This is a genomic window from Streptomyces sp. NPDC004266 (assembly GCF_042874095.1).
Classification (GTDB): Bacteria; Actinomycetota; Actinomycetes; order Streptomycetales; family Streptomycetaceae; genus Streptomyces.
In genome coordinates, this window is the sequence record NZ_JBIAMM010000008.1 from 371912 (window position 1) to 398225 (window position 26314).

Consider the following 26314-nt stretch of genomic DNA (forward strand, 5'->3'; position numbering starts at 1 on the left):
GCCGAGGAGGAACGGGTGCGGGGCGCACTGCTGGGGTTGGCCGGGAATCCGGCGCTGACCGCCGAGCCGTTCGCCCTGCTCGTGGCGGGCGGCGACGAGGACGTCCTGCACACCCTGGCCGGGCGTGAGCGTCCGACCACCGACCAGGTCAGGGCCCTGCTCGACGTCGGCGACCCGGCGCTCACCGGCTGCCTGGTGCGGCGCGGCCTGGTCCCGTGGTCCGACGTCCCCGAAGGCCACCCCGGGCGGGCGCTGGACGCGGTACTCGGCGGGGTGGCTCCGCTCGCCGTCTGGTGGGAAGCCGCCACCGACCCCGACGCCGAGGTGCGGCAGGAGGTCGCCTACGAGTTCGAGGCGCCCGCCGAAGTGCTCGCCGCCGACCCGGACCCGGGGGTGGCCCGGCGGATCGCGGGCCGCCCGGAAACGGCTCCCGGGAAGCTCGCCGAACTGGTGGAGCGTCACGGGCCCGCGGTCTTCGGCCCCGTCGCCCGCCACCCCGCCTGCCCCGCCGCCCTGTTGCGCCGCATGGCGGCACACCCGGCCGTCGGCCGCCGCTTCCTTCGGGACATCGCCCGTCACCCGGCCGCGCCCGTGGAGACGCTGCTGCTCTGCCTGACGGCCGCGGCCCCGGACGTACGGCAGTACGCGGCCGCCCATCCGGCCCTCCCGGTACCGGTCCTGGAGTCCCTGCTCGGCGGTCCCGACGGGGCGCTCGCAGGCGCCGCCGCGGAGAATCCGGCACTGCCGGTGACGCTGATGGAAAGGATCGCCGCCGAATGAACCGGAACTCCGGGCACGGTCCACGCCTCGCTCTGCTCGGCGGTGGTTTCTCCACCGACGACGACGGCCTGCCGAGGGAAAGCGCCCTGTCCTGTCGCCCCCTGCCTTCCTCCTCCGGGCTCACCCGCAGCGGTACGTGAAGGTGCCCTCCGCCGTGTGGGTGGACGGGGACGTGACCACCAGGCGGGCCACGGCGTGGTGGGTGCCCCGGCCCTGGAAGGTCCACAGGAGGTGGAGACGGGCCTCCTTCCGGCCCCGGGGCAGGGTCTCGCGCAGGGGGGCCGAGCGGGTGCCGTCGCTGCGTTCCCAGTGGTACGTGAGGGTGCCCGGGCGGCCGTCGGTGCGTACGACGCCCAGCACGTTCGCCGTGCCGTCACAGCCGAGCCGCCCTTCGGGGGCGGTCACCGCGACGGATCGGACCGCCACCCGGGGGCCGTACTCGCGCCAGGCCAGGAAAGCCAGGACGAGGAGCAGGATCACGGCCGCGGGCGCGTACCGGAGGGGCCGGCGCGTGCGGGGCCGGCGGGGCGGCGGGGCGCCGGGCAGGGTGCCGTGCCAGATCTGGGCCGCCGTCGGGGTGTTCTCGGCGCGGCGGGCGGCGGCCGCGGTCACCCCCGGGCCGAAGCGCAGCACTTCGCCCTCGACGCGGTCGGGCACCGGGGGCGGTGTCGGGCCCTGGAACCAGTGGCTGCCCAGTTCGGTGGCGCTGTAGTCGTCGTCGTTCATGTGATCACACACCGTCGGATGAAGATCTGCTGCAGGGAGCCGCCGTTCGCGGCGGCGGGGTCCGTGGTAGCGCGCACTCCCCAGTAGCAGCCGGTGCCCCGGACCGTGTGCGGGAGGGTGAGGGTGTACCGGTCGGCCCCTTCGCGACGGACGGTCTCCGAGCCGTCCGGCGTGCCGGGCGCGCCCTTCTCGTCGCCGGTGAACCACTCGACGAGGAGCGTCACCGGTCCGGTTCCGTCCGTCGTGATCTCGACGGTGGCTTCCGCGTCCGTCGGCCCGACCTGGCGCAGGCTCGTGACCGAGACGGCCGTGACGGAGACCGGAGGCGTCGTCGGCGGGGTGGTCGGCGGGGTGGTGGGCGGTGTCGTGGGTGGCGTGGTGGTCGGGGGCGCCGGCTCCGTCGTGGTGGGCGGGGGCGGGGGCGGCGTGGTCGGCTCGGTCGTCGTGCCGGTGGGCGAGGGGGGTTCGGGTGTTTCCGAGGACGGGGAGGGTTCCCGGGTCGTCGGAGTCGGAGTCGGAGTCGAAGTCGGTGTCGTGCCCGGGGCCGGTGTCGTGCCCGGGGCCGGTGGGCGGGCGCTCGGTGACGTGTTCGTCGTCGCGACGGCCTGGACGGCCTCGTCCCCGGCCGCCCGCTCCTCCCCGGCCCGTGCGGCGAGGGCGAGGAGCAACGCCAGGACGAGGGCCGCCGCGGCCGCGGGCAGCCCGTGGGGGAGGCGCCTCCAGAGGCGCGGCGGCGGTCCGGGCAGGGTCGTCGTGGCGAGCGCCGTCGTGCCCTGGGCCGTACTGCCCGAGGAGGGGAAGAGCAGCGGCAGGAGCGCGGCGAGCGCCGCGAGCCGGCCCCGTCCTCGTTCCTCCCAGTCCGGGCCGTACGCGGCGGTGGCGACCGACTCCAGTTCGCTGACGAACGCGTCCGCGTTCTCCGGCCGTTCGTGCGGGGCCTTGGCGAGGCCGCGGCGGATGAGCGGGCGCAGCGGTTCCGGTGCCTGTCCGTCGGGCACGGGCGCCTCCAGGTGCTGGAGGGCGAGTTCGGCGAAGTTGTCCCCCGCGAAGGGCTTGCGTCCGGTCAGGCACTCGAAGAAGGTCGCGGTCGCGGCGTAGACGTCGGCCGCGGGCGAGGCGGGGGCGCCGTTCCACTGCTCGGGTGCCATGTAGGCGGGCGTCCCGGCGATGCCCGGGCGGCTGTCCTGTCCGGCCGCGATCCCGAAGTCGACCAGTTTGGAGGACCCGTCGGCGGCGACGAGGACGTTCTCGGGCTTGTAGTCGCGGTGGACGACGCCCGCCCGGTGCGCGGCGGCGAGTCCGAGGAGCGAGCCCTTGAGGACCGCGAGGGCGGCCTCGGGTCCGGTGGAGCCTTCCCGGGCGAGGAGGGCGCGCAGCGCGACGCCGTCCACCAGCTCCATGACGATGGCCGCTCCCCCGGGCGCCTCGACGTACTCGTAGAACCCGACGACGTGCGGGGTGTCGAGGGCGCCGAGGAGCCGGGCCTCGGAGCGGAAGCCGTGGACGAACGCCCCGTCCGCGCGGAGCCGCTCACCGAGGTACTTGACGGCCACCGGTACGCCGGTCGCGTCGTGGGTGGCCAGCACCACGCGCCCGCTGCCACCCGCGCCCAGCTCCCGGGACTCCGTGTATCCCGGGACCACCCATGCGCTCATCCCCGTCCCCCTCCGGCGCCGCGGCCGCCTTCCTCCACAGGGACAGATTCTGGCCACGGCCGGTTCCCGGTGAAAGGGGTGCGGGGAAAAGGGGATGGCCCCCACGCCGTGGGGGCCATCCCTGGGGGTTCTCACCGCACGGTCACGGCGTGACCTTCAGCAGCTTGTTCGCCGTCCCGGAGGAGGCGTTCTTGATGGCGTCCGGCGTGGCGGCCCCGGTCAGCGCGGCGGCCGTGTCGGCGGGCGTCGCCGTCGGGTGGGCCGCCAGGTAGAGCGCCGCGGCGCCCGTCACGTGGGGCGTGGCCATGGACGTTCCGGAGATGGTCTTGACTCCGGTGTCGCTGTCGTTCCAGTCCGACGTGATGTCCGATCCGGGGGCGTACAGGTCCACCACCGCACCGAAGTTGGAGAAGTCCGACTGCTCGTCGTCCTTGGTGCTGGACGCCACGGTGAGCGCCTCGGGCACCCGGGACGGCGAGCCCTGGCCGGCGTCGGAGGACTCGTTTCCGGCCGCGACGGCGAAGGTCACGCCGGAGGCGATGGCGCGCTGGACCGCCGCGTCGAGCGCCTCGTCGGCGCCGCCGCCGAGGCTCATGTTGGCGACGGAGGGCCCGGAGTGGTTCTTCGTCACCCAGTCGATGCCGGCGACGACCTGCTCGGTGGTGCCGGAGCCGTTGTCGTCGAGCACCCGTACGGCGACGATCCTGGCCTTCTTGGCGACGCCGTGGGCGGTGCCGGCGATGGTGCCCGCGACGTGGGTGCCGTGGCCGTTGCCGTCGTCGGCCGAGTCGTCGTTGTCGACGGCGTCGAAGCCGTGCGCGGCGCGGCCGCCGAAGTCCTTGTGGGTGATCCGGACGCCGGTGTCGATGACGTACGCGGTGACGCCCTCCCCTCCGCCGTCGGGGTAGGTGTACTTCTCGTCGCCGGCGGTCTCGGCCTGGTCGATCCGGTCCAGGCCCCAGGACGGGGGCTTCTCCTGCGTCTCGTCGATGGTGAAGCGCTTGTTCTGCACGACGGTCCCGACCGCGGGGTCGGCGGCGAGCCGCTTGGCCTCCTGGACGGTCAGTCCCGAGACCGAGAAGCCGTTGACCTTCGAGCCGTAGGAGCGCTGGAGGGTGCCGCCGTACTTCTTCGCGAGCTCCGGCTTGTTCGCGGAAGCGTCGAGGATGACGACGAAGCTGCCGGCGACGGCGCCGGGTGCGCCGAGTCCGTGCACGGTCCCCTCCGCCGGGGCGGCCGCCCCGGCGAGGTTGCCGGCGAGCAGCGCCGTGACGGCGGCGGCTGCCACACCTGTGGCTATGGCCGCGTGGCGAAGGCCCTTGGATCGCTTGTGAGTTGCCATGGAAGGGGTTCTCTCCTCGTGTTGACGTGTGGGGCGTCAAACGTTCGAGAGAACCCTGTGCGGATTGGCAGGAGCAAATCAAGTGCGAACCGGGGGTACGGGGTTATTCAACAAGGTTTCTGAATAGGCTCTCCGCATCACCTCCACGTCGTACACGTCGTGCCGCGAACTCCTCCGTGGAACGGGCACGTTCACCGGAGAACCGGGCGGAACGGGGCCGGGAGGGGGGAAGGCGTCCCGTCAGCGAGGCCGGTCCGCGTCGAGGCGGGTGTTGAGGCGCGCGGCCCGACGGGTCAGGTGGTCGCGCTCCAGCACGTCGGTCGCCTTCCTCGCCGCCTCGGCGTACAGCCGCGCCGCCGTGGTGAGGTCACCGGCGCGTTCGTGGAGGTACGCCGCCACCGCCGCGTACCGGGGCAGGGAGTCGTCCAGCTCCGCGAGGGCCGCCAGGCCGGCGCGCGGTCCGTCGGCCTCGCCGACGGCGACCGCCCGGTTGAGCCGGACGACCGGACTGTCGGTGAGGCCCGTGAGCTCGTCGTACCACTCGACGATCTGCACCCAGTCGGTCTCCTCGGCCGTGGGGGCGTCGGCGTGGAGCGCCGCGATGGCGGCCTGCGCCTGGAACTCGCCGAGGCGGTCGCGCGCGAGGGCCGCCTGCAGGATCTCGACGCCCTCGGCGATCGCGCCGGTGTCCCACCGACCGCGGTCCTGCTCGGCGAGCGGCACCAGACTGCCGTCGGGCGCGGTCCGGGCGGCGCGCCGGGCGTGGTGGAGCAGCATGAGGGCGAGGAGCCCCGCCACCTCCGGGTGGTCGATCGCGGCCGCGAGCTGCCGGGTGAGCCGGATGGCCTCGGCGGCGAGGTCGAGGTCTCCGGAGTAGCCCTCGTTGAAGACCAGGTAGAGGACGCGGAGCACGGTGGAGACGTCTCCGGGCCGGTCGAACCTTCCCCCGGCTCCCGGCCCCGTGCGCGCGGGAGGGGGCCCGAGGCCCGAGACCGTGCGCTTGGCCCGGCTGATGCGCTGCGCCATGGTCGCCTCGGGCACCAGGTAGGCCTCGGCGATCTGGCGGGTGGTCAGCCCGCCCACGGCGCGCAGGGTGAGCGCGACCGCGGACGACGGCGTCAGGGAGGGATGGGCGCAGAGGAAGTAGAGCTGGAGCGTGTCGTCCACCCCGGGCACGGGTCCGGGCGCCGGCTCCTCGTCGACGAGGTCCTCGCGCCGTCGCCGGGCGGTGTCGGCCCGGGTGGCGTCCAGGAACTTGCGCCAGGCCACGGTGACCAGCCAGCCCTTGGCGTCACGCGGAGGACCGGCCGGCCAGACGCGGACCGCCTCGACCAGCGCGTCCTGGACGGCGTCCTCGGCCGCCGCGAAGTCGGCTCCGCGGCGGACGAGGACGGCGAGGACGCTCGGGATGAGGCTGCGGAGCAGGGCCTCGTCCATGGTGGCGGTCACTCCGTGATGGTGGGCGGCGCCGCCATGAACGGGCGCAGTTCGAGCCACTCGTGAATCGGCTTTCCCCCGGCCCCGGGGGCGGCCGAGAGCTCCCCGGCGAGCTCCAGGGCACGCTCGTAGCTGTCGACGTCGATGACCATCCAGCCGGCGATGAGGTCCTTCGTCTCGGCGAAGGGGCCGTCGGTGACGGGCGGGCGCCCCTCCCCGTCGTAGCGGACCCACGTTCCCTCGGGGGCGAGGCCCTGGGCGTCGACGAACTCGCCGGTCTTCTCCAGACGGGCCGCGAAGTCGTGCATGAACCGCACGTGGTCCGAGATCTCCTCCGGCGTCCACTTCTCCATGGGGACGTTGTTGGCCGGAGCCGGGGCGCCCCGGTAGTGCTTCAGCAGCAGGTACTTGGCCATGGTGTTCTCCTCGGTCCTCGTGCGGCCCATTCTGGCCGCTCTCACCTCAGGGACGGAGCGGGGCACGGGTTCTCGACATCGCCGCCGAATTATTTTTCCGGGGTGCGGGAACGGCTCGTCGGAGCGTGGTCGTGGGCCTGCCCAGGTACCGGGGCGAAGTCGGGTTCCAGCTCGACGTACGGGGAGGCGAAGATCGTCGGCATCAGCTCCGGATCGGGTGGAGGTGCGACGCGTCCCCGCCCCCGTGCGCCGTCCTGACGCAGATGTCGCCGAGGACGGTACGGTCCGAGGGCCGGTGGGGGCGGATGAGCGGGTCGGTCGTCACCCGGTGCACCCTGCCACTTTGGGAGCGCTCCCGCATGGCTTTCCGGCGGTCGGCAGCTCACGGCGCCGGCGCAGCGGGGAGAAGAGCACCGGCAGGAAGCTCAGACAGAGGAGGGCTCCACCGCACCAGAGGACCGTGCGCGGCGAGGAGTGCGCGCCGACGGCACCGGCGAGCGCGGCTCCGACGGCCATCGAGCCGGTGAGAAGGAACCGGAAGGTGGCGTTCATACGGCCGAGCAGATCGTCCCGGGTCAGCCGCTGACGGAGGCTCACGCCCAGGACGTTGGCCGCCCCCGTCCTCACGGCGAACGCCACCCATCCGGCGCCCGCCGCCCAGAGCCAGGCGCCCCGGTCCATCAGGGGCACCAGGAGGCCCGCCGGGGCCAGGCACAGGTCGGCCACGACCAGTCCCCGGCCGTGGCCGAACCGGTCCGCGAGGGGGCGGGCGCAGCGGGCCCCGAGGAAGAGCCCGAGGCCACCGGCCGCCCAGAAGAGGCCGAGCGCGCCCGCCGACAGACCGAGTTCACGGGTGAACACCACGGGGAGCATCGTGTTCACCATGACCGTTCCGAGGTTCCCGACCGCGCCGGTGAGCGCGAGGGCACGCAGCTCCGCGTGGCCCAGGACATGACGCAGCCCCTCGGCGATCTGCGCGCGCAGCCCCGGCGCGCGACCGGCAGCGGTCCCGGCGGGAGCCGCGGAGGCCACGAGGCCGGTGCCAAGGGGAGCCGCCGGAGTCGCGGGGGCCACGAGGCCGGTCCCGGCGGGAGCCGTCGGAGCAGCGGGGGCGGTCGGTTCGGGATCCGGGACGGCCCTGTGCGCGTCGTCGCGTGCCATCCTCAGCAGGCGGAGCCCCGATCCGAGGTGGCCGGCCGCGGCGCAGACCACCGCGAGCGGTGCCCCCAGGAGCTGCACCAGCGCGCCGCCCGCGCCCCGGCCCGCCACGTTGCCCGCGGCCGTCAGGCTCACCAGGGCCGAGTTCGCCGGGATCAGGACGGCGGGCTCGACGAGCCGGGGCAGGGCGCTCTGCGAGGCCACGTCGAAGAGGACCGTGGCGACCCCGCTCAGGAGGACCACCGCGCACAGGCCGCCGAAGGTCAGGACGTCGAACCACCAGGCCACCGGGATCCAGGCGAGCAGCGCCGCGCGCAGCAGGTCCGCCAGGATCAGGACGGTGCGGTGGCGCATCCGGTCGACCCACGCGCCCGCGGGGAGGCCGATGAGCAGGAACGCCGCCGTGCTCAGGGAGGCGAGCAGGCCGACCCGGCCGGGACCGGCGTCCAGGGCGAGGACGGCGACCATCGGGACGGCGAGGTAGGAGACGTTCGTCCCGAGCGTGCTCAGGACGGACGCGGAGAACAGGACGCGGAAGTCCTTGGCGCGCCAGGGGGACGGGGTGTCGTGGGGAGGCCGTGCGCGCCGGGAGGCGGGGAGGAAGGTGGGCATGGCCGGTACGGTGACCGGTCCTCACAGACCGGAGCCAATGTTTTAGCCTCACGTGAATCCGGGGAACGCCGGCAGGGCGGGAAGGGGAGGGGAGGGGTACCGGTGCTGGAGATCGAGTTCTCCGCCGAGGACGTCGCGCGCACCCGCTTCGCCATCTCCCCGCTCTGGGAGGCCGTGGCCGGGGCCCGGGTGCTGGCCGGGGCCGACGAGCAGGCGCTGCACCGGCGGTGGGCCGCGCAGGTCCGCGCCCGGATCGCGGCCGCGCGGCTCGATCTGACGCCGCTGACCTCGCTGGTGCCGGTGCCCGCGCCGTCCGTCCCCGGCTTCCTCTGTCCGCCGCCCAGCACGTCCGGGCCGTCGCTCGCCGTGGAGCTGGCGGCGCTGCGCGCCACCCCGCACGAACGGCTCCGGGCCTCCGCGCGCGAGGCGCAGCCCGGCGTCGAGGCCCTGCGGGCCGATCCGGAGCGCGGTCTCGGGCGGCTCGCGGACGTCATCGCGGCCTTCTGGGAGCTCGCGATGGCCCCGTACTGGCCTCGTGTCCAGACGCATCTGGAGGCCGACATCCAGTACCGGGCCCGTCGCTTCGCGGAGGGCGGGACGCGGAGCCTCTTCGAGGACCTCGAACCCCGACTCGCCTGGAAGTGGGGCACCTTGAGCGTCGAGCACCGTTTCGTGCACGGCGTGCGCAGACTGGACGGGCGCGGACTGCTGCTCGTGCCCTCGGCGTTCGTGTGGCCCCGCGTGTTCTCGACGACGGACCCCGTCTACCAGCCGGCCCTGCGTTATCCCCCGCGCGGCATCGGCACCCTGTGGGAGGCCCCGCCGGAGTCCGCCTCCCGGGCGCTGTCCGGGGTCCTCGGCCGGTCGCGCGCGCAGCTGCTCGCGGAGCTCACCGCACCGGCCTCGACGACCGACCTGGCCGGGCGCACGGGCCTGACCCCCGGCGGGGTGTCGCAGCACCTCGGCGCCCTGCGCGCGGCCGGCCTCGTCTCGGCCCACCGGGCGGGCCGGTCCGTGCTGTACGCCCGCACGCGCGTGGCGGAGGAGCTCGTCGCGGGAGCCGGCCGGTGACGGTCCGGGACGCGGGCCCGCGGCTGCCGTCGCGGCGGCTTCCACCGTCCTGACCCGGGCCGGGCGGAGCGGGCCGGGAGGCACTCGTGCGGGGGGCGGCGGAGGGGGCCGGCCGATCGCGAGATCGCCCGGCTGCCGGGCGTGGCCGCCGGCGCGACGCCGTCGAGTCGTACGCCGGGCCGGGCCGGACGGGGCGGGGCGGGCCGAGAGGGAGCGGGCCGAGACGGGGGGGGACCGCCGCCGGAGGAGGAGGACCATCGACAGCCCCTGCCTCCGCGACAGCCCTGCCTTCCCGGCGGCGCCTGCCTGCGCGGCGCCCGGGACCGACGGCGGGAGGTCACCGCTGGGCCAGGCTCGCCGTCGGCGACGGGGTCGGGGCCCCGTCGCGCGGTACGGGGACGTGGGGCCGAGGACCCGGCCTCGGCGCGCCGGCCGTCGTCGCGGCGAGGTCGAGGGTGGCGAGGAGGAGGCGCAGGGCACGGCGGACCTGCGGGGCGTCGAGCCGGGCTTCGAGGTCCGCCAGGGCGCGGCCGGCCCGGTGCCGGGCGCGGCCGGTGTGCCCGGAGCGGTGGTCGGCGAAGGCACGGGCGTAGTGGGCCAGCGCCGTGGCCCAGGCGTCGTCGGCGCAGCCGGGCTGCGCGAGCGCCCGGCGGGCGGTGCGGGCCGCCGCCGCGGGGGCGCGGTGGGCCTGGACCACGGCCAGGGCGGCGAGGCTCACGGCGGGGGAAGGGCCCCAGGGAGCGCCCCCGGGCGTGATGTCCGCCGCCTGCCGGTAGTACTGGGCGGCCGTTTCGGGGTCCTGTCGCTGCCACGCCAGGGTCCCGTGCACATGGGCGATGCGGCCGATGAGGGCGTCGTCGCCGGCGAGCACGGCCGCGGGCCAGGCGAGGGAGAGCAGGTGGTGCGCCGTGCCCGGGTCCCACGCCGAGCTGAGCCAGGCCGCGAGCCATCGGCCCCGCGCCACGAGCGGGCCGTCGGCGGGCAGCCGGGGCAGCAGTCCGAGCAGGCGGTCGCTGCCTTCTCGGGCGTGGTCGTGGACCGCCCACCAGAACCACAGGTGGAGCATGGTCTCCAGGGCCGTCTCGGCGTGGACGGTCCCGTCGCCGGCGCGGTGCACGAGGGCCATCAGGTCGTCGTGTTCGTCCTGGACGGTCTGGAGCGCCTGCCGCTGCAGACCGGTGTTCCACAGGGTCTCGGCGACGGCCGCCACACCACGGAAGTGGACGGCGTGCCGGTCCCGCGTCGCCGGCCGCTCGCCCGCCGCCGCGAGGCGTTCCGCACCGAAGTCGCGGGCGGCACGGGCCATGCGGTAGCGGGGCGGGCGCACCGCGCCCGCCTCCCCGAGCGTCTGGAGCACGCCCGTGGCGCTCAACGTCGCCAGGGCGGGGGGCACCTCGTGCGGTACGAGGTCGGAGCCCAGGCACACGAACACCGCCGCCGCCTCCGTGAAGGGCCCGGTGAAGACGCTGAGCCGACGCCAGACCTTGCGCTGGGCCGGTTCGCACAGGGCGTGGACGGCCCCGATGGAGGTGCGCAGCGTGCGGTGCCGCAGCAGGAGCGGATCCGGGTCGGACAGCCGGCACTGGCCGGTTTCGAGGTGGGCGGCCAGCTCCTCCATCGTCCACTCCCCCAGTCGGCCCGCGGCGAGTTCGAGGGCCAGGGGGACGCCTTCGAGCAGTCGGCACACCCGGGCCACGGCCGCCGGATCGGGTTCCTCGGTCCATCCGCGCTCCCGTGCGCGGGAGACGAGGAGCTCCGCGGCGGGGGACGCGCCCGGCCGGCCCGGCGCCGGCTCCACGGGCAGGGGCGCCAGTCGGACCACCTGTTCGTCCCCGAGGCCGAGCGGCCGCCGCGCGGTCACCAGGACGCGTACCGCCCGCTGGTCCATCAGCAGGGTCTGGACCAGGCCGATGCACTCCGTGTGGACGGGGTCGACGTCGTCCAGGAGCAGGAGCACCTCGCCCGCCGGGGCGGGCCGAGCGGGCGCGGCGGGCTCCTCGGGTGCCGGCTCCCGGGGCAGGCCGGCGCCGCTCAGGGCGCGGGCGACGTCCCGGGGCAGGCCCGCGCCGCTCAGGGCGCGGGCGACGTCCCGGGGCAGGCCCGCGCCGCTCAGGGCCCGGGCGACCCGCGCGGTCAGCGCCCGGCGTCCGACGGGGATCCCGTCGTGCCAGCGCACCCGCACCACCGTCCGCGCGGGGCCGCCGGGGGACGGCGCGAGGGCGGCCAGGGCCAGCCGGCTCTTGCCCGTCCCGGCCGCTCCGGTCACGGTGACAAGCCGGTGCCCGGACACGGCGGCCCGGAGCGCGGCGAGCTCCCCGTCGCGTCCGACCAGGGCGTGACCGTCCCGGAAGCGGTCCACGAACCGGGCGTCGCGCCCCTCGTCCCGATTCCACATCTCCGGCACCGCGCACCATCCAGATCTTCGCTCTCGCCATCGACCCACCGGGATCGGGAGTCGATACAGAACCCGCAGGTCCCGGATGCAGAACCGTCACTGCACCGGGCGTCACGGCAACCCCAACGCGCTCCCCCGTCCACGGGTGGCGCGAACAGGGGACGAACCACCCGTCGCAACGAACGGCGGAACACATGACCGACACGACGACCCCTCGCCCACCACGACGGCCCACAGGTGCCGACGGCCACGGACCCGACCGGAGATCTCTCTCCCTGCCCCGGCCGATCCGGACGCCGTACTTCCACTGGCTTGAAAGCGATCTGCTTGCCACTCCTGGCAGTTGATGATCGATTCAAGTAATCTTCGATCGCGCCGGGGGCGTCACGGGATGACCCGGGATCAGAACCTGGGGGTGCCAGTGTCCAACGCCACCACGCTCGACCTGCCTTTTCCGCCTCGCAGCAACCCGAACCAGGCATCCGTCGCGCAGCGCCACCGGGACTGGCTCCTCCACCACGAGGGCCTCGCCGTCACCATCGCCCTGTCGGCGTACGAGAAGTGGGACGTACCCCGTCTCGCCGCGTTCACCAGCCCGGACTCCGCCGCCGACGACCTCGTCCTCGCCGCGGACCTGCTCGGCTTCTACTTCCTCTTCGACGACCGGTTCGACTCCGGCCTCGGCCGGTCCCCGGCCCGAGTGGCCGAGATGTGCACCCGCCTGACGGGCCTTCTGCACGGGAACGGCCCCGAGCCCGGCGCCCGTACCGCCGTCGAGCAGGCCTTCGCCGACCTCTGGGAGCGCAGCGTGCGCGGCATGTCGGCCCGGTGGCTCGCCCGGTCCGCCTACAACTGGGAGTGGTACTTCGCCTGCCATCCCGCCGAGGCCGCCGGCCGGCTCACCGGGCGCCTCCCCGACCGGGAGAGCTATCTGGCGCTCCGCCGGGGCACGGCCGCCATGGAGACCCTCTTCGACATGGTCGAGCGGCTCAACCGGTTCGAGCTGCCGCAGGAGGTGCTGCACCATCCGGCCTTCCGGCGGATGCGCCAACTGGCGGCCGACATACCGTCGTTCACCAACGACGTGCACTCGTACGCGCAGGAACTCGCCCGTGGTGACGTCGCCAACATCGTGATGATCGTCCGCGAGGAGCTCGACAGCACCCCCGACGAGGCGGCCGTCGAAGTGATGCGCGAGGCACAGGCGATGGTCGACCGCTTCGTGGAGCTGTCCTCCGAAGTCCCCGAGATATGCGACCTCCTGGGCCTCGCCCCGGCCGCCCGGGAGGCGGCCCGTCGGTACGTCGACGGACTCGCCGCCTGGATAGCCGGCTACCACCGCTGGGAGATCGACACGGGTCGCTACGCCCACTGAGCCCGCCCCCCTTCGCCGCCGCACCCCGCCCCGCCCCCGTTCCCGCCGCCCTCCCCACTCCCACTCCCACTCCCGCTCCCAGGGGGTGAGGACGACCTCGGCTCCCGCGCTCAGGGGATGAGCACGACCTTGCCGAGATTGCGCCGGGACTCGACGAGTTCATGGGCGCGCGCCGCCTCGGCGAGCGGGATCTCGGCGGCGACGCGGGGGCGGAGCGTGCGGTCGCGGTGGAGTTCCCACAGCTCGTCGATCCGGCGCGCGTACGCCTCGGGCTCGGCCCGGGCGAGGGCCGCCATCTGGAAGCCGATGACCGAGGCGCTCCTGACCAGCAGTTCGTACGCGTCGATCGTGCCGCCGCCCGAGCTGAAGGCGACCAGACGGCCGCCGGGCGCGAGGGCCCGCACCGCGGGGCCCAGGAGCTCTCCACCGACCCCGTCGACGACGACGTCGACCGGTTCGCCCCAGGACCCGTCCCCGTAGAGCACGACCTCGTCGGCACCGAGGGAGCGCACGAACTCCGCCTTCTCCGCGCTGCCGACGGCCGCGACCACGCGGGAGGCCCCGCCCGCCCCGGCGCACTGCAGGGCGAGGGTGCCGACCGCACTGGCCGCCGCGGTGACCATGACGGCGTCGCCGGGACGGGGGCGGCCCGCCTCGTAGGCACCGCGCGCCACCAGTCCGCTGCGGACCAGGGCCACGGCGTCGACGGCCGTCGCCCGGTCGGGGATGCGGGAGGCCATCGCCTGGTGGACGACGGACAGTTCGGCGTAGGCGTGGGAGAAGCAGAGGCCGGTGACGCGGTCGCCCACGGAGAAGGCCGTGACGCCTTCCCCGACGGCGGCGACGACCCCGGCCACCTCGCCGCCGAGCGGACCGGGCTCGACGCCCTCGCGCACCTTCCGTACGGCGGGCAGCGTGACTCCGACCGCCTCGTTGCGGACCAGCAGTTCACCGGGGCCGGGATCCGGGACGGGGGCCTCCTCGACGAAGAGGACCTCGGGGCCGCCGGTCACCTCGTACCGGACACGACGCATGGACACCTCCAGGGCGACACGGGCAGGGCGTTTCGAATTCATTGGGATACCCAACGAATCTCACCGTAAGGGAGAGACCGTTGGGAGGTCCAATGAATTCGGGATAGCCTGGCCCCATGGCCCCCACGGAAGACCCGCAGCACGCCCTGGCGCACATCCAGTCCCTGCCGAGCTGGCTGCTCGGCCGCGTGGCGGCGCGCGGGCGGAGTCTGGTCGCCGAGGCGATCGCCGAGGAGGGGCTGAAGCTCCCGCAGCACGCCGTGCTCGCGGCGGTGGCGGCACACGGCCCGGTCGCCCAGGCGGACCTGGGGCGCAGCCTGGGCTTCGACGCGAAGGACGTGGTCCTCCTGCTCAACCACCTGGAGGAAGCCGGGCTCGCGCGGCGGCAGCCCGATCCGCGGGACCGCCGCAAGAACGCGGTGACGGTGACGCCGGAGGGCGTGCGGACCCTGGAGCGGTGCGCGGAACTGGCCGAGCGGGCCAACTCCGCGCTGCTGGCACCGCTCGGCGCGACAGAGGTCCGACAGCTGATGGAACTGCTGACCCGGGTGCACGAGGCGTAGCCCCGCCCCGGCGCCCGGCCCGGAGGACGCCCCCTACGCGAGGCCGGCGTCGATGACGTGCCCGGCCAGGGCGCGGGCCGCGGCGGCGGGCTCGACGTCGGGCCGGGTCGCACCGGCGGCGAGGAGGCCGTCGACGAGGATGAGCAGCTGGTCGGCGGCGAAGCCGGGCCGCGCGTGCCCGAGGGCGGTGAACTCGTCCGAGAACAGGCCCCGGAGGGTGCGCCGGTACTCCCTGGTGACCTCGTGGCCGGGGTGCTCCGGATCCGTGAGCGCGAGGTCGGCGGCGAGATAGCGGCAGCCGTGGAAGTCCGGGTCGGCGGCGATGCGGCCGAGCCGGTCGACGACCGCGAGGAGCCGGGCCCGGGGGTCGTCCCCCGCGGCGTCCATGGTGGCGCGGTAGCGCTCGACGTCCTCGGCGGTACTGCGGCGCAGCACCTCGGCGATGAGGCCGTCCTTGCCGCCGAAGTGCTCGTACAGCGAGCGGCGGGCGACACCGGCCTCCTTGAGCAGGGCGTCCACGCCGACGCCGACGCCCTGACGGTAGGTCAACTCCTGCGCGGCCAGCAGGAGTCGCTCGCGGGGGCCCGGCTTCACGGAAGTGCTCATGAGGTGATTCTGCGGCACTTGACACGGTAGATCAACCGGTCTATCTCTATGCCTCGTAGACCGAACGGTCTATCTCTTCTGAGGAGGCGTCATGTCCGTGCGCACCACCGCCGAAGTCATCGCCCGCTTCAACCGCGCGTTCACCGACCGCGAGGCCGGCCTCCTGGCCGATCTGATCGCCGAGGACTGCGTCATGGAGAGCGTCCGGCCCGCGCCGCGCGGGGAGCGGGTCGCCGGGCGCGAAGCCTGTACGGAGTGGTGGACCGCCCTCGTGGACGACGACACCGCGCGGTTCACCCCGCAGGAGGTCATCGTGGCCGGTGACCGCGCGACGATCGTGTGGACCTACCGCTTCGGCGACGGACCCGACCAGTGGGTGCAGGGCGTCAACGTGATGCGCGTGACGGACGGTCTGATCGTCGAGGCGCTCGGCTTCGGCAAGTCGGCCGGGGAGATGCGACCGGCCGCCGGGTCCGACGCCGCATGAGGCCCGGACCGGGCCGCCCGGCCCCTGCCGCGGTCACCCCCCTCCCCCACGCCACCCGCGTCTCACGAAGGGCACGCCCCATGCGGAGCTACCACCTCTCGCACAGCGGGGCCGGACTCTCCGGCCTCACCGTCCGCGAGCACGACGTCCCCGTGCCCGGCCCCGGCCAGGCCCTGGTGGCGGTGCGCGCGACGTCCCTGAGCTTCCGCGAGCTCATGGTGCTCGACGGGACCTACGTCCTCCCGGTCGAGCCGGACGTCGTCCCCCTCTCCGACGGGGCCGGCGAGGTGGTCGCGGCCGGCCCGGACACCGACGCGGTACGCGTCGGGGACCGCGTCGCCGCCACGCTCTTCCCGTCCTGGCAGGACGGCCCCTTCGCCGTCGAGCACCTCGCGCAGCGCGGCGGCTCCCTGGACGGCATGCTCACCGAGTACGCCCTGGTCGACGCGGACTCGCTCGTGACCGTGCCCGCCCACCTGACGTACGAGGAGGCCGCCACCCTCCCCTGTGTGGCGGTCACGGCGTGGAACGCGCTGACCGGCGGCGGCGCGGGGGTCCGGCCCGGCGACACCGTCGTCGTGCAGGGCTCCGGCGGCGTCTCCCTCTTCGCCCTCCAGTTCGCCAAGGCGCTCGGGGCGCGCGTGATCGCCACGACCGGCGGCCCCGCCAAGGCCGCGCGGCTGCGCGAGCTCGGCGCCGACGCCGTCGTCGACTACGCGGCCGAGCCCGACTGGGCCGCCGCGGTCCGCTCCCTCACCGGAGGGCGGGGAGCCGACCGCGTCGTCGACGTCGCCGGGCTCCTCCACGAGTCCGTCCGCGCCGTCGCCCTGGCGGGCACCATCGCGTGCGTCGGCTTCACGGGCAGGAGCGCCCCGCCGCTCGACCCGTACGCCCTCTTCGCCTCCGGCGCCACCCTCCGCAGCGTGGCGGTCGGCAGTCGCGCCCAGTTCACCGACATGAACGCCCTGATCGAGGCAGACGGACTGCGACCGGTCATCGACCGCGTCTTCCCCTTCGACGAGGCCGTCGACGCCTACCGCCACTACGCCGGCGGCACGGCCTTCGGCAAAGTGGTCATCAGCCACCCCTGACCCCGGCGCCGCGCCTCGCCGCTCACCGGTCCCAGTACTGGGCGAGCGCCCCCTCGCGGTACGGAGCGGGGCTCACGCTCAGGTCGCCCGCGAACGGGCGGTCGAGGACGAAGACCAGCAGCAGGCTGAAGCCGATGAGGCCGGCGACGGAGGCGACGAAGAGGAGCTGGATCCGGAGCTTGCGCATGCCGTAGAGGAAGGTGAGCGGGACGAGGACGACGGCGCCGCCGAAGGCCAGGACCTGGAGCAGGGGCGGGAGTTCCTGCTGGGCCATGTTCAGACGGGCGCGGCGCTGGGCGGCGACGTCGTTGAGATGGGTGACGGCCTGCTCGTAGAAGACCTCTTCGCGAGGGGAGGCCGGGTCGTACGCCTGGAGGACGCCGAAGGCGGTCCGGAGGTGCGTCTCCGTGGCGCCGTAGCTCGGCTCTCCGGCGCGCATGCGGGGCCACTGGTCCTCGACGACCGCGTGGACGTAGCCGCTGAGGGCCGCGTCGAGGTCGGCGCGGACCGCGGGCGGGAAGGCGGCGGCGTCACGGGCGATGAGCGCGGTGTCGGTGGCCTCGCTGGCGACGATGGTCTGCGTGCTGTCCAGCTGGGTCCAGAGAGTGACGATGACGAAGGCCAGGATGATCCCGTAGATCGCGCCGAACATCCCCAGCGTCACCCCGACCATGTCGTTGTGCTCCCCCCGGGCCAGCGACGGGTACCTGCGGCGGAGCAGCACGCTGCCGGCCACGGCGAGGACGACGGTCCCGCCGACGGTGACCACGGCGAGGGTGAAGGTGCTGAAGTGGTTGAGGAGCCAGAGCGACATGTGCGGGGAGTCTAGGTGCGGCGCGCGGTCGCCCCCGCCGCCCGAGGGCGATCGGAGCGAATGATCACTCGCCCGTGTCGGCGATGGAACACGCTGTCGCAACAGAGGTGCGGCACGGGGGACTTCACGCCGGCGGGGGCACGGGGCCCCGAACGGCACCGAGGGCGCCGCCGGCCCCGGGCGTCACACCGCGCCGGACGGACCGACGACCGGGGCCGGGCCGACGACCGTCAGGGGGATGCCCAGGCCCTCGCACATCCGCCGGGCGCGGGCGAGCGCGCTGAGCGACGCGGGCGAGGGATCGGCGGTGGGCAGCTGCATCCTGACCAGACGGGGGCGATGCGCCAGGAGGAGCGTCTCGATCTGCAGGGCCGCCGCGGCACGGCTGGGGACGTCCAGGTCGTGCAGGAGTGCCAGGTGCAGGACTCCGTCCTCGACCAGATGCCTGATGAGCATGGCTCCTCCTGCTCCGGATCCCGCTCCTCGCCGCAGGGCGCTCCGTTTCCCGAGAGCACGGCAGAGGGCGACACGAGCATTATCTGCACAAAGCGCCGTCATCGGCAGTCGCAGCGCACACGCCCGGTGGTTCCGGCGCGCCGGAGGGCGACGGCCCGCTCCTGCGGGCGCGCTCCCCCGCCGGATCCGTCCGCGCGGGCCCGTTTCCGGTCGACGCCACGGGTAACACGCCAGCCATGGTCACCCAAGACATTCCCCGCCGCACCCTCGCGCTCGCCCGAGCGGCGCTGCCTTCGGCCAAAGGGCCGGGGCGCGTCCTGGCGGTGATGGAGAGGGTCGAGAACTCCGCCCGGTGCGACCGGGTCGCCGACGTCCTGCGGCGTGCCGTGCACGGCCTCCCGCTCGGCCGGGCCCGGGACGTCCTCCACGGCCGCTGGCTCGGCCATCCGGTCCATCCGCTCCTCGTGCAGCTCCCCGTCGGGGCCTGGCTGTCGGCGGCCGTGCTCGACCTCCTCCCCGGCGAACGCCGGGCGGCGCGCTTCCTCATCGGCGCCGGCCTGGTGGGGGCGCTGCCGTCCGCCCTGTCGGGCTGGACCGACTGGGCGGAGCTGCGCCGCCCGCAGCTGCGGGTGGGGCTCGTCCACGCCGCCGCGAACATCACCGGCGTGGCCCTCTACGCGGCCTCCTTCTCGGCCCGGTGCCGGGGACGGCACTGGCGCGGGAAGGCGTGGGCGTTCTGCGGTCTCGCCGCGATCGGCACCGGTGGGGCGATCGGCGGCCATCTGGCGTACCGGCAGTCCGCGGGGGCGAACCACGCCGAGGAGGTCGCCGACCTGGTCGAGCCGGGCTGGCACGACCTCGGCGAGGTGGCCTCGCTGCCCGAGGGCCGGCCCCGGCGGGGCCGCATCGGCGAGGTGCCCGTCGTGATCGTGCGGGACGCGGACGGCGAGGTCCGGGTCCTGGCCGCCCGGTGCAGTCACATGGGCGGCCCGCTCGACGAGGGCGCCGTCGTCGACGGCTGCGTCCGCTGCCCCTGGCACGGCAGCACCTTCCGGCTGTCGGACGGCTGGAACGTGACCGGGCCCGCCACGGCGCCGCAGCCCGCCTTCGAGACGCGCACCGTCGAGGGCCGCCTCGAAGCCCGGCTCCGCACGCGCCTCGCCTAGGCCGTGTCCGGAAAGTCCCGCCTGGGCCGCGACGCCTGGCACGCACGGTCGGCGCGAGCGGGTCCCCGGGCCCGAGCGCCTGGTTCGGGTCGTCGACGCGAGCAGGGCGCCGAGGCCTGCGGTGTCCGCACGAGAGGGAATCCCGCCGGTGGAGGCTCCGGGGGCTCAGGGGGCCCGTGACCGGCGGAAGCCCCGAGGCCCGAGCCCTCCGTGGCCGAGCCCCGCGTGCCCGAGCCCCCGTGCGAGCGAAAGCTCCGGGTGCTTGGGCCGTTCGGGCTGTGCTCCCCCGGGTCCGGCGGCGTCGCTTCGCCGCCTCCACTCCCCGCGCCCCGGCCGCCACCCGGCCGTGGAGGGGAACCGGCGGGCGGCGGCTTCGGGGTACCCCACGCCGCACGTGCCCCGTCCGCGTCGCTTCATGCCGCCCTCGCGCGAGCGGCTGCCGGGCCCGCCCCCCTGGTCGCGTGCCCGTTTCCGGGAGGGGGTCCAGGGCAGACGCGCAGAGGCCACGGCAGTGTGCCCCCGCCGGAGGGCGGGCGGACCGAACCGGAGGAACCATGGACCACTCGCACGCACCCGTACTCGAGGCACTGCAGGACTTCCGGCGCCGGGGGGACGTCGTCTTCGGTCCGCCGGGACACAAGCAGGGCCGCGGGGTGGACCCCAGGGTGGCCGCCGTGGTCGGAGCCGACGTCTTCCGGTCGGACGTGCTGATGATGAACGGCCTGGACGACCGCAGGATGTCCCAGGGGGTGCTGGAGCAGGCCCAGGAGCTGATGGCCGACGCGGTCGGCGCGGAGAAGGCCTTCTTCTCGACCTGCGGGAGCTCGCTGTCGGTGAAGACCGCGATGCTCGCCGTCGCGGGGCCGGGCGAGAAGCTGCTCGTCTCCCGCAACGCGCACAAGTCCGTGATCGCGGCGGTGATCGTCAACGGGGTCGAGCCCGTCTGGGTGCACCCGAAGTTCGACGCCGACCGGCACATGGCCCATCCGCCCGAGCCCGACGACGTCCGCCGCAGGCTCGAGGAGCACCCGGACGCCAAGGGGATGCTGTTGATCACCCCCACCGACTGGGGGACCTGCGCCGACGTGCGGGGCGTGGCCGAGGTGTGTCACGCCGCCGGCGTGCCGCTGATCGTCGACGAGGCGTGGGGCGCGCACCTGCCGTTCCACCCCGACCTGCCGGTCTGGGGCATCGACGGGGGCGCCGATCTGGTGATCACCAGCGTGCACAAGATGGGCGGGGCGATCGAGCAGAGTTCCGTCTTCCACCTCCAGCACGACCGGGTGTCGCCCGAGGTGCTCAAGCAGCGGGAGGACCTGCTCGGGACGACGAGCGCCTCCACGCTGGTGTACGCGACGCTCGACGGCTGGCGGCGTCAGATGGCCGAGCACGGCAGGGAGCTGCTCGACGGCGCGCTGCGGCGGGCCCTGCGGGTGCGCGAGGCCGCCGCGGGGCTGCCGGGGCTGGAACCGATGGGTGCCGAGGTCGTGGAGGCGGGGCTCGCCGCCGACCACGACCCCCTCAAGATCGTCGTCGACGTCCGGGGCCTCGGCATCAGCGGGATGCAGGCGGCGGAGTGGCTGCGGGACAACTGCCGCGTCGACGTGGGCGGTTCCGACACGTGCCGGATCTCCGCGTCGATCACGCACGCGGACGACGACCGGACGGAACAGCGGCTGGTGGAGGCGCTGCGCGCCCTGGTGGACGGCGCCGACGGGATCACGCCGCGTCCGACCGTACGGCTGCCGGTGCCCGGAGCGCTGGAGCTGGAGCAGGTGTGCCTGCCGCGCGACGCCTTCTTCGGGCCCGCGGAGCACGTGGCGGCGGAGGACGCGGTCGGCCGGATCTCGGCGGAGACGCTCAGCCCGTATCCGCCGGGGGTGCCGGCGGTGGCGCCCGGCGAGCTGATCAACGCCGAGGTGGTGGACTACCTGCGCAGTGGGATCGAGCACGGTCTGCTCGTGCCCGACGCCGCCGACCCGTCGCTGAAGACGTTCCGGGTGGCGGCGCGAGGCTGACGGTGCGAGGCGCCGGCGCGTGAGCGGACGGCCGCCGTCCACCGGTGCGGCCCGGTCTCGCGAGGCCCCCGGGCGCCCGGCCCGGCGTGGACCGGGGCATCCGCACGGCCGAGGCGCCGGGCCGAGGCGCAGGACCGCCGGGTCCGCGACCCGTCAGGACCACGGCGCCATGGCCTCGGACCGCCGGGCCCACGACCCGTCGGACCGCCGGGTCCACGGCCGGACCGCCGGCCCCACCCCGTCAGACCGCCGGATCCCCCGTCAGCCCGTCAGCCCGCCGGGTTCATGACCGTGGCGACCTCCGTCCGGCGTCGTACGAGTTCTTCGGCGACGTCCGTGGGGCGTCGGTGGTGCAGGGCGGCGTAGGCCCGGAGGCGGCGGGCCGCCTCGCGCGGGGTGATGTCCTCGGTGGCGGCGATCATGCCCGCCGCGGTGTCGAGGAGGGCCTTCGCGGCGAGCGCGGCGTGGCTGCGGGTGGCGATGTCCGTGGGGCGGACGAGGTCGCGGCTCCAGGTGACGACCCCCGCCGAGGCGACGTTGGCGAGCCCGCGCAGGAGCGTCGTCTCCGACGGGGAGAGCGAGGTGGCGGTGTGGGAGAGGAGGTTGAGCGCGCCGATGCGCTGCCCGCGCACCTGCAGCGGCAGGGCGTGGACGCTCGCGTATCCGGCGGCGCGGGCGACGGGGACGAAGGACGGCCAGCGCTCCTCGTGCGCGGCGAGGTCGACCACGTGGACCGGGTCGCCCGTCGCGTACGCGTCGACGCAGGGGCCCTCGTCGATCTGGGCCTGGAAGAGCTCGGTGACCGCCGCGCGGTCGTCGGTGGCCACGACCGGCCGCAGCCTCCCCCGGGTGTTGGCGAGCATGACGCCGGCCGCGTCCACCGGGGTCAGCCGGACGCAGTGGTCGACGAGCCTGCGCAGCAGGGTGGGCGGGTCGACGTCCTCGGAGAGGGTGTCGGCGAGGCTCACGAACGCCTCGGTGAGTTGCTGTTCGCGATTCATGCCGAACCACCCCTTCGCTGCTCGGGCCGGCGCACGGACCTACTCATGGAACCTGATCCTTCCGGCGATGACGTCACGAGCCGCTTCGGTGACGCTCTGGGCATGGGCGAAGGCGTGGGCCCGGAGGCGGGCGAGGGCGTGCTCGGGACCGACCCCGAGGTGCACCATGATCATTCCCGTGGCCTGGTGGACCTCTTCGTGGTCGTTCTCCGCCCCGTCCAGCCAGGTCGGTGCGAAGGGGGCGTCCCGGTCGCCCTGCATGCCGTGCAGGGACAGCAGGGCGCTCGTGATGGCCTCCGACACGGGGAACGCGAAGGACTGGTCCTGCTCGGAGAGCGGACCGGGCGTGTCGCGGTAGAGGTCGAGCGTGCCGATGGCGAGGCCTCCCGCGCCGAGCGGGAGGGAGAAGACGGCCCGCACCCCCAGCTCGACGGCCTGCTGGGCGAAGACCGGCCACCGGCGGGCGTCCGTTCCCTCGGTCAGGTCGGCCGCGAGCACGGGGGCCGCCGCCCGGCTCGCGGTCTGGCAGGGACCGTCGCCCAGCGTGTACTGGGCTTCCGCGAGCCGTCCGGCCACCGGGTCGCTCGACCACCACAGCGCGCCCGTGTCGCCGCCTCCGTAGAGGGAGATCGAGGCGCCGGTGATGTCGAGCAGGTCCACACAGGCCCGGCAGAGGACCGCGGGGGCCTCGGCCGCGGACAGGCCCTCGACGGAGAAGAGGTCGACCAGGCGTTTCGCCCTCCCGGTGCCGGACCGCGCGCCGGCGTCGGCCTGTCGTCCCTCGTCCTCCGGCCTGCCCTGGTCCACGATCGTCACCTCCACCCGTCAGGCCCGTCCCGCATCTTCCCCCATACGGCGCCCGAAACCGGAACCGCCCTGTCGTGTCACGGTGTCAGGGGGGCGGGAGCCCGCCGCCGCGAGCCCGGCGGGCGCCCACCGCGCGCTGGAGCACCATCCTGCCGACGAGGGCGCGGCGGAAGTCCCCGGCCACGGGAACGGCCGTTTCCCGGTCGAGCTCCGCGGGGACCAGGAGCGGCGCCGGCGGCGAGCGCTGGGCGTGGACACCGCCGACGGTCGCGAGGTGCACGGACCGGTCCAGCGCCCAGCGGCGCACCTGGGCGACCAGATCCTCCGTCCGTACGAGGTCGACGTCGAGGAGGAGGTACTCGATGCCGTCCGGCAGCGCCTCCAGCTCCCGGGCCAGGAGGCGGCGGCCGTCGTCGGGCGTCATCTCCTGGGCGGGGCCGGCCGGCGTCACGACGGCGAGGGGACCGAAGGTCTGGATCTGTACGCGGTAGGACTTCATCGGGCTCCCCCTCGGGGGGTGGAGCCCAGGGCAGCTGCTGCACGGCTGTCCGGAGCACGGTGCATGCCGTGCGTGCTGCGGCTTCCAGAGCCGTCAGGCGCGCGACCGACGGGGGCGCGTCCCACGGGGAGGCGCCGGGGTTCTCAGAGCGACGGGACCGATCGGTTCCTCCCTTCCACCATCCCACACGGGGCGCGGTACGGAACGCGTCGTGGTCGAGGAATCACGGCGGGCCGTACCCGCCGAACAACGGGTGCGTTCCGGGCGGGGCGTGGCATGCTCAAACATATGGAGGGCGATTTCACGGCCCCCGACGCGGGCGAGGGGGCGGCACCCGAGGTGCGCGCGTTGGCGAAGGTCGTGGCACGGCTGCGCGCCGAGGTCGTGGACCTGGAGGGCGGCGCCTCGATGACGGCCGTCCTCGAACGGGCCAAGGGCGTGGTCATGGCCCAGGCCGGGGTGCCGGCGGAAGCCGCGTACCAGCTGCTGCTCGACCGCGCCGAGCAGCACCGCAGAACCCTCCTGGAAGAGTGCTGGATCACCCTGGGCCGCCTCGGGGAGGGGGGCGCGGCGACCTCCGTGCGGCCCGCGGCGCCCCCGGCCGGTCCGCATCGGGGGGAGGCCCCGTCGCCCTTCAGCACCCCTCGCTACGTCGTCGGCGGGGCCCGGCCGGCCGGTCACGGCAGGGTGCTGGCCCAGCTGGCCCGGGGACTGGCGGACGCACGGACCCCGGACGACGTCGCGGAGCTCCTCCTGACGGCCCTGGGCGAGCCCGAGGACGTGGCCGGGGTGATGGTCTACACCGTGGCGGCGGCCGGGAACCTGGAGCTGGTCGGCAGCGCAGGCGTCTCCGCCGAGCTCGCCGGGCAGTGGAGCAGCATCCCGCCCCTCAGCGGCGTCGCCGCGCTGGAGGCCGTCGACGCCCAGGAGGCGGTCTGGCTGGAGGACCTGCGGCGGGACGGCGACCGCTACCTCCTGATCGGGGACCCGCCCGGGCGATGGCCCTCCCGGGCCTGGCTCCCCGTCCCGGGCAGTCTGCCGATGACGACGGTCGTGGGCTTCTTCCGCACCCGCCCGGGGCCCTTCGACGGCCGGACCCGGACGCTGCTGCGGCGGGCCGTCAGACTCTGCGCCGGTCCCCTGCGGGAGGACCGGGGCCCGCTCGGAGGCGACACGTCCGGTGAGGACGTCGCCGCCGTCCAGGCGGTCCTGGACGCCCTGCCCGGCCCCGCGGTCCTCCTCGCCCCGCTGCGCTCGGAGACCGGTGACGTCGAGGACTACCTGATCGAGGCGGCGACGCCCGGGGCGGTCGACGTGGCCGGGCGGCGCGGCAAGGAGCTGGTGGGCCGGCGGATCCTGGAGACGTACCCCACGGTGGCGGGCACCGCCCTGTGGGACGGATACCTGGACACGCTGGTCACGGGGTCGGTCTACGAGGGCGATCCCTTCACGTACGAGGAGGTGACCGCCGGCGTCCAGCAGAGATCCGTGTACTCGGTCCGCGCCTCGCGGCTCGGCGGACGCCTCGTGGTCTCCTGGGTCCGCCACGACACCAGCGAGCGCGAGGCCCGCCTGCTGGCAGACATGCAGCGCCTGGGAAACCTGGGCTGGGCGGGCTGGAACCTGATCACGGACACGATCACCTGGTCGGATCAGGTGTACGTCGTCTTCGACCGCGACCCCGCCCTGGGGCCCATGCGGCTGGAGGAGCTGCCGGAGCACCTGGTGGCCGAGGACCTGCCGAGGCTCGGCGCGGCCGTCCAGCGGCTCCTCGGCGACGGCCGGGCCATCGACGAGCCCTTCCGCATCACCACCGCGCACGGCGTGCGGCACCTGCGGATCGTCGCGGAGGCGCAGCGGGACGCGGACGGCACGCCCGTCGAGGTGCACGGCTTCTTCCAGGACCTCAGCGCGCAGAAGGACGCCGAACTCGCCCTGCGCGACAGCGAGCGCGACAACCTCGTCCAGCGCGGCATGCTCAAGGCCGAGCGGGCCCTCGGCGCCCGGCTCCAGGAGACGCTGCTGCCGATCCCCGAGCAGTCGCTGGAGCTGGCGGGGCTGTGCGTCGACGTCGCCTACATGCCCGCCGACCGGGGCCTGAACGTCGGGGGCGACTGGTACTCGGCGATCGAACTGCCCGACCGGAGCGCGCTGTTCGTCGTGGGAGACGTCGCCGGCCACGGCCTGGCGGCCGTCGGCACCATGGCGCAGCTGCGGTTCACCGCCAAGGGCATGAGCATCACGGGGTCCGGTCTGCCCGACGTCCTCGGCAGGCTCAACGCCCTCCTGCTCCACACGACGGACGACGAGCGCGGCGCCACCGCGACCATGGTCATGGGCCGCTACCAGCCCTGGGACCACCGGCTGACCTGGGTCCGGGCGGGGCATCCGCCGCCGCTGCTGATCCGGGACGGGGAGGCGCGCTTCCTGCCCCAGCCCGAGGGTCCGCTGCTCGGCGCCCTGCACGGCTCCCGGTACGAGGAGGCCGTGGTCGACCTGCTGCCCGGGGACCACCTGCTGTTCTACACGGACGGTCTCGTGGAGGAGCCGGGCGAGGACATCACGATGGGCCTCGACCGCCTCGCCGCCGAGGCGCTGCGACTGGTGCGCGGGGGCCGTGACCTCATGGTCGCCCGGATCCTCGCCGGGACGGGCACGGGGAACCGGGACGACATCTGCGTCCTCGACATCCACCTGCCCCGGGGCCGGGACGGGGCGGCGGCCGGGGCCTGAGCCCGTCGCGCCGGGGCGGGCGCCCGGTGTTTTCCCCTCCGGTACCCGGGCAGCCGCACCGACGAGCCGTCT

At 74.8% G+C, this 26314-nt stretch carries 23 protein-coding genes; 9 read left to right on the forward strand and 14 right to left on the reverse strand.

Annotation, left to right across the window (positions count from 1 at the left end; all coding sequences use genetic code 11):
* The first annotated feature begins 15 nt into the window (after positions 1 to 15).
* Positions 16 to 780, forward strand: a complete 765-nt coding sequence (locus ACFYUZ_RS21685; protein ID WP_389311586.1) for a hypothetical protein — start codon at positions 16 to 18, stop codon at positions 778 to 780.
* 120 nt (positions 781 to 900) lie between these two features.
* Here ACFYUZ_RS21685 and ACFYUZ_RS21690 read toward each other — a convergent pair whose 3' ends face one another.
* From ACFYUZ_RS21690 to ACFYUZ_RS21715, 6 genes are all read right to left on the reverse strand, one after another.
* Positions 901 to 1506, reverse strand: a complete 606-nt coding sequence (locus ACFYUZ_RS21690; RefSeq protein WP_389311588.1) for a hypothetical protein — start codon at positions 1504 to 1506, stop codon at positions 901 to 903.
* Positions 1503 to 3161 (reverse strand): serine/threonine-protein kinase, encoded by a 1659-nt coding sequence (locus tag ACFYUZ_RS21695; RefSeq protein WP_389311589.1) that lies wholly within the window; start codon positions 3159 to 3161, stop codon positions 1503 to 1505. Before ACFYUZ_RS21695 ends, ACFYUZ_RS21690 begins: the two co-directional genes overlap by 4 nt.
* 142 nt (positions 3162 to 3303) lie before the next feature.
* Complete coding sequence (locus tag ACFYUZ_RS21700) at positions 3304 to 4503, reverse strand: S8 family peptidase (RefSeq protein ID WP_389311591.1); 1200 nt, start codon at positions 4501 to 4503, stop codon at positions 3304 to 3306.
* 240 nt (positions 4504 to 4743) lie between these two features.
* A complete protein-coding gene (locus tag ACFYUZ_RS21705) occupies positions 4744 to 5940 on the reverse strand; it encodes an RNA polymerase sigma factor (RefSeq protein ID WP_389311677.1) in 1197 nt (398 codons plus the stop codon).
* A gap of 8 nt (positions 5941 to 5948) precedes the next feature.
* Positions 5949 to 6356 carry a YciI family protein gene (locus tag ACFYUZ_RS21710; protein WP_389311592.1) on the reverse strand — a complete coding sequence of 136 codons (408 nt, stop codon included), beginning with the start codon at positions 6354 to 6356 and terminating at the stop codon, positions 5949 to 5951.
* Between the two features lie 321 nt (positions 6357 to 6677).
* Positions 6678 to 8126 (reverse strand): MFS transporter, encoded by a 1449-nt coding sequence (locus ACFYUZ_RS21715; protein ID WP_389311593.1) that lies wholly within the window; start codon positions 8124 to 8126, stop codon positions 6678 to 6680.
* Positions 8127 to 8228: 102 nt separating this feature from the next.
* Here ACFYUZ_RS21715 and ACFYUZ_RS21720 point away from each other — a divergent pair, with 102 nt between their 5' ends.
* The gene (locus ACFYUZ_RS21720) at positions 8229 to 9197 is read left to right on the forward strand and encodes a DUF5937 family protein (RefSeq protein WP_389311594.1); all 969 of its coding nucleotides are present in this window, start codon (positions 8229 to 8231) and stop codon (positions 9195 to 9197) included.
* Between the two features lie 337 nt (positions 9198 to 9534).
* On the opposite strand, the gene ACFYUZ_RS21725 is transcribed toward ACFYUZ_RS21720, so the two are convergent.
* A complete protein-coding gene (locus ACFYUZ_RS21725; RefSeq protein WP_389311596.1) occupies positions 9535 to 11592 on the reverse strand; it encodes an ATP-binding protein in 2058 nt (685 codons plus the stop codon).
* A gap of 415 nt (positions 11593 to 12007) precedes the next feature.
* Here ACFYUZ_RS21725 and ACFYUZ_RS21730 point away from each other — a divergent pair, with 415 nt between their 5' ends.
* Entirely contained in the window at positions 12008 to 12967 is a 960-nt protein-coding gene (locus ACFYUZ_RS21730) for a terpene cyclase (RefSeq protein ID WP_389311597.1), read from the forward strand.
* Positions 12968 to 13077: 110 nt separating this feature from the next.
* Here ACFYUZ_RS21730 and ACFYUZ_RS21735 read toward each other — a convergent pair whose 3' ends face one another.
* Positions 13078 to 14001: a zinc-binding alcohol dehydrogenase family protein gene (locus ACFYUZ_RS21735; protein ID WP_389311599.1), complete on the reverse strand. Its 924-nt coding sequence runs from the start codon at positions 13999 to 14001 to the stop codon at positions 13078 to 13080.
* A gap of 116 nt (positions 14002 to 14117) precedes the next feature.
* Between ACFYUZ_RS21735 and ACFYUZ_RS21740 the strand changes: the two genes are divergently transcribed.
* Positions 14118 to 14564 (forward strand): MarR family winged helix-turn-helix transcriptional regulator, encoded by a 447-nt coding sequence (locus ACFYUZ_RS21740; protein ID WP_389311601.1) that lies wholly within the window; start codon positions 14118 to 14120, stop codon positions 14562 to 14564.
* A gap of 33 nt (positions 14565 to 14597) precedes the next feature.
* Here ACFYUZ_RS21740 and ACFYUZ_RS21745 read toward each other — a convergent pair whose 3' ends face one another.
* Positions 14598 to 15170: a TetR/AcrR family transcriptional regulator gene (locus ACFYUZ_RS21745; protein WP_389311603.1), complete on the reverse strand. Its 573-nt coding sequence runs from the start codon at positions 15168 to 15170 to the stop codon at positions 14598 to 14600.
* Positions 15171 to 15261: 91 nt separating this feature from the next.
* Between ACFYUZ_RS21745 and ACFYUZ_RS21750 the strand changes: the two genes are divergently transcribed.
* Positions 15262 to 15657, forward strand: coding sequence for a nuclear transport factor 2 family protein (locus tag ACFYUZ_RS21750; RefSeq protein ID WP_389311605.1), 396 nt, complete (start codon positions 15262 to 15264; stop codon positions 15655 to 15657).
* Positions 15658 to 15737: 80 nt separating this feature from the next.
* A complete protein-coding gene (locus ACFYUZ_RS21755) occupies positions 15738 to 16748 on the forward strand; it encodes an NAD(P)-dependent alcohol dehydrogenase (RefSeq protein ID WP_389311606.1) in 1011 nt (336 codons plus the stop codon).
* 22 nt (positions 16749 to 16770) lie between these two features.
* Here ACFYUZ_RS21755 and ACFYUZ_RS21760 read toward each other — a convergent pair whose 3' ends face one another.
* Positions 16771 to 17562 (reverse strand): hypothetical protein, encoded by a 792-nt coding sequence (locus tag ACFYUZ_RS21760; RefSeq protein WP_389311608.1) that lies wholly within the window; start codon positions 17560 to 17562, stop codon positions 16771 to 16773.
* Between the two features lie 183 nt (positions 17563 to 17745).
* Positions 17746 to 18018, reverse strand: coding sequence for a hypothetical protein (locus tag ACFYUZ_RS21765; RefSeq protein WP_389311610.1), 273 nt, complete (start codon positions 18016 to 18018; stop codon positions 17746 to 17748).
* Positions 18019 to 18254: 236 nt separating this feature from the next.
* Between ACFYUZ_RS21765 and ACFYUZ_RS21770 the strand changes: the two genes are divergently transcribed.
* Positions 18255 to 19184, forward strand: a complete 930-nt coding sequence (locus ACFYUZ_RS21770) for a Rieske 2Fe-2S domain-containing protein (RefSeq protein WP_389311611.1) — start codon at positions 18255 to 18257, stop codon at positions 19182 to 19184.
* Between the two features lie 554 nt (positions 19185 to 19738).
* Complete coding sequence (locus ACFYUZ_RS21775) at positions 19739 to 21202, forward strand: aminotransferase class I/II-fold pyridoxal phosphate-dependent enzyme (RefSeq protein WP_389311613.1); 1464 nt, start codon at positions 19739 to 19741, stop codon at positions 21200 to 21202.
* Between the two features lie 269 nt (positions 21203 to 21471).
* Here the strand turns inward: ACFYUZ_RS21775 and ACFYUZ_RS21780 are convergent, their stop codons facing one another.
* The 3 genes from ACFYUZ_RS21780 to ACFYUZ_RS21790 form a co-directional block, all read right to left on the reverse strand.
* Positions 21472 to 22203: a GAF domain-containing protein gene (locus tag ACFYUZ_RS21780; RefSeq protein WP_389311615.1), complete on the reverse strand. Its 732-nt coding sequence runs from the start codon at positions 22201 to 22203 to the stop codon at positions 21472 to 21474.
* Positions 22204 to 22242: 39 nt separating this feature from the next.
* Positions 22243 to 23010 (reverse strand): GAF and ANTAR domain-containing protein, encoded by a 768-nt coding sequence (locus ACFYUZ_RS21785; protein WP_389311617.1) that lies wholly within the window; start codon positions 23008 to 23010, stop codon positions 22243 to 22245.
* 85 nt (positions 23011 to 23095) lie between these two features.
* Positions 23096 to 23509: a hypothetical protein gene (locus tag ACFYUZ_RS21790; protein ID WP_389311619.1), complete on the reverse strand. Its 414-nt coding sequence runs from the start codon at positions 23507 to 23509 to the stop codon at positions 23096 to 23098.
* A 288-nt stretch (positions 23510 to 23797) separates the two neighbouring features.
* On the opposite strand from ACFYUZ_RS21790, the gene ACFYUZ_RS21795 reads away from it, so the two are divergent.
* Positions 23798 to 26242: a SpoIIE family protein phosphatase gene (locus tag ACFYUZ_RS21795; protein ID WP_389311621.1), complete on the forward strand. Its 2445-nt coding sequence runs from the start codon at positions 23798 to 23800 to the stop codon at positions 26240 to 26242.
* Positions 26243 to 26314: the final 72 nt, after the last annotated feature.

What these genes read in the sequence shown, in the direction of transcription:
- ACFYUZ_RS21690 (WP_389311588.1), bottom strand. Translation starts at nt 1,506, where the DNA reads ATGAACGACGACGACTACAGCGCCACCGAACTGGGCAGCCACTGGTTC.
- ACFYUZ_RS21695 (WP_389311589.1), bottom strand. Translation starts at nt 3,161, where the DNA reads ATGAGCGCATGGGTGGTCCCGGGATACACGGAGTCCCGGGAGCTGGGC.
- ACFYUZ_RS21700 (WP_389311591.1), bottom strand. Translation starts at nt 4,503, where the DNA reads ATGGCAACTCACAAGCGATCCAAGGGCCTTCGCCACGCGGCCATAGCC.
- ACFYUZ_RS21705 (WP_389311677.1), bottom strand. Translation starts at nt 5,940, where the DNA reads ATGGACGAGGCCCTGCTCCGCAGCCTCATCCCGAGCGTCCTCGCCGTC.
- ACFYUZ_RS21710 (WP_389311592.1), bottom strand. Translation starts at nt 6,356, where the DNA reads ATGGCCAAGTACCTGCTGCTGAAGCACTACCGGGGCGCCCCGGCTCCG.
- ACFYUZ_RS21715 (WP_389311593.1), bottom strand. Translation starts at nt 8,126, where the DNA reads ATGCCCACCTTCCTCCCCGCCTCCCGGCGCGCACGGCCTCCCCACGAC.
- ACFYUZ_RS21725 (WP_389311596.1), bottom strand. Translation starts at nt 11,592, where the DNA reads ATGTGGAATCGGGACGAGGGGCGCGACGCCCGGTTCGTGGACCGCTTC.
- ACFYUZ_RS21735 (WP_389311599.1), bottom strand. Translation starts at nt 14,001, where the DNA reads ATGCGTCGTGTCCGGTACGAGGTGACCGGCGGCCCCGAGGTCCTCTTC.
- ACFYUZ_RS21740 (WP_389311601.1), top strand. Translation starts at nt 14,118, where the DNA reads ATGGCCCCCACGGAAGACCCGCAGCACGCCCTGGCGCACATCCAGTCC.
- ACFYUZ_RS21745 (WP_389311603.1), bottom strand. Translation starts at nt 15,170, where the DNA reads ATGAGCACTTCCGTGAAGCCGGGCCCCCGCGAGCGACTCCTGCTGGCC.
- ACFYUZ_RS21750 (WP_389311605.1), top strand. Translation starts at nt 15,262, where the DNA reads ATGTCCGTGCGCACCACCGCCGAAGTCATCGCCCGCTTCAACCGCGCG.
- ACFYUZ_RS21755 (WP_389311606.1), top strand. Translation starts at nt 15,738, where the DNA reads ATGCGGAGCTACCACCTCTCGCACAGCGGGGCCGGACTCTCCGGCCTC.
- ACFYUZ_RS21760 (WP_389311608.1), bottom strand. Translation starts at nt 17,562, where the DNA reads ATGTCGCTCTGGCTCCTCAACCACTTCAGCACCTTCACCCTCGCCGTG.
- ACFYUZ_RS21765 (WP_389311610.1), bottom strand. Translation starts at nt 18,018, where the DNA reads ATGCTCATCAGGCATCTGGTCGAGGACGGAGTCCTGCACCTGGCACTC.
- ACFYUZ_RS21770 (WP_389311611.1), top strand. Translation starts at nt 18,255, where the DNA reads ATGGTCACCCAAGACATTCCCCGCCGCACCCTCGCGCTCGCCCGAGCG.
- ACFYUZ_RS21775 (WP_389311613.1), top strand. Translation starts at nt 19,739, where the DNA reads ATGGACCACTCGCACGCACCCGTACTCGAGGCACTGCAGGACTTCCGG.
- ACFYUZ_RS21780 (WP_389311615.1), bottom strand. Translation starts at nt 22,203, where the DNA reads ATGAATCGCGAACAGCAACTCACCGAGGCGTTCGTGAGCCTCGCCGAC.
- ACFYUZ_RS21790 (WP_389311619.1), bottom strand. Translation starts at nt 23,509, where the DNA reads ATGAAGTCCTACCGCGTACAGATCCAGACCTTCGGTCCCCTCGCCGTC.
- ACFYUZ_RS21795 (WP_389311621.1), top strand. Translation starts at nt 23,798, where the DNA reads ATGGAGGGCGATTTCACGGCCCCCGACGCGGGCGAGGGGGCGGCACCC.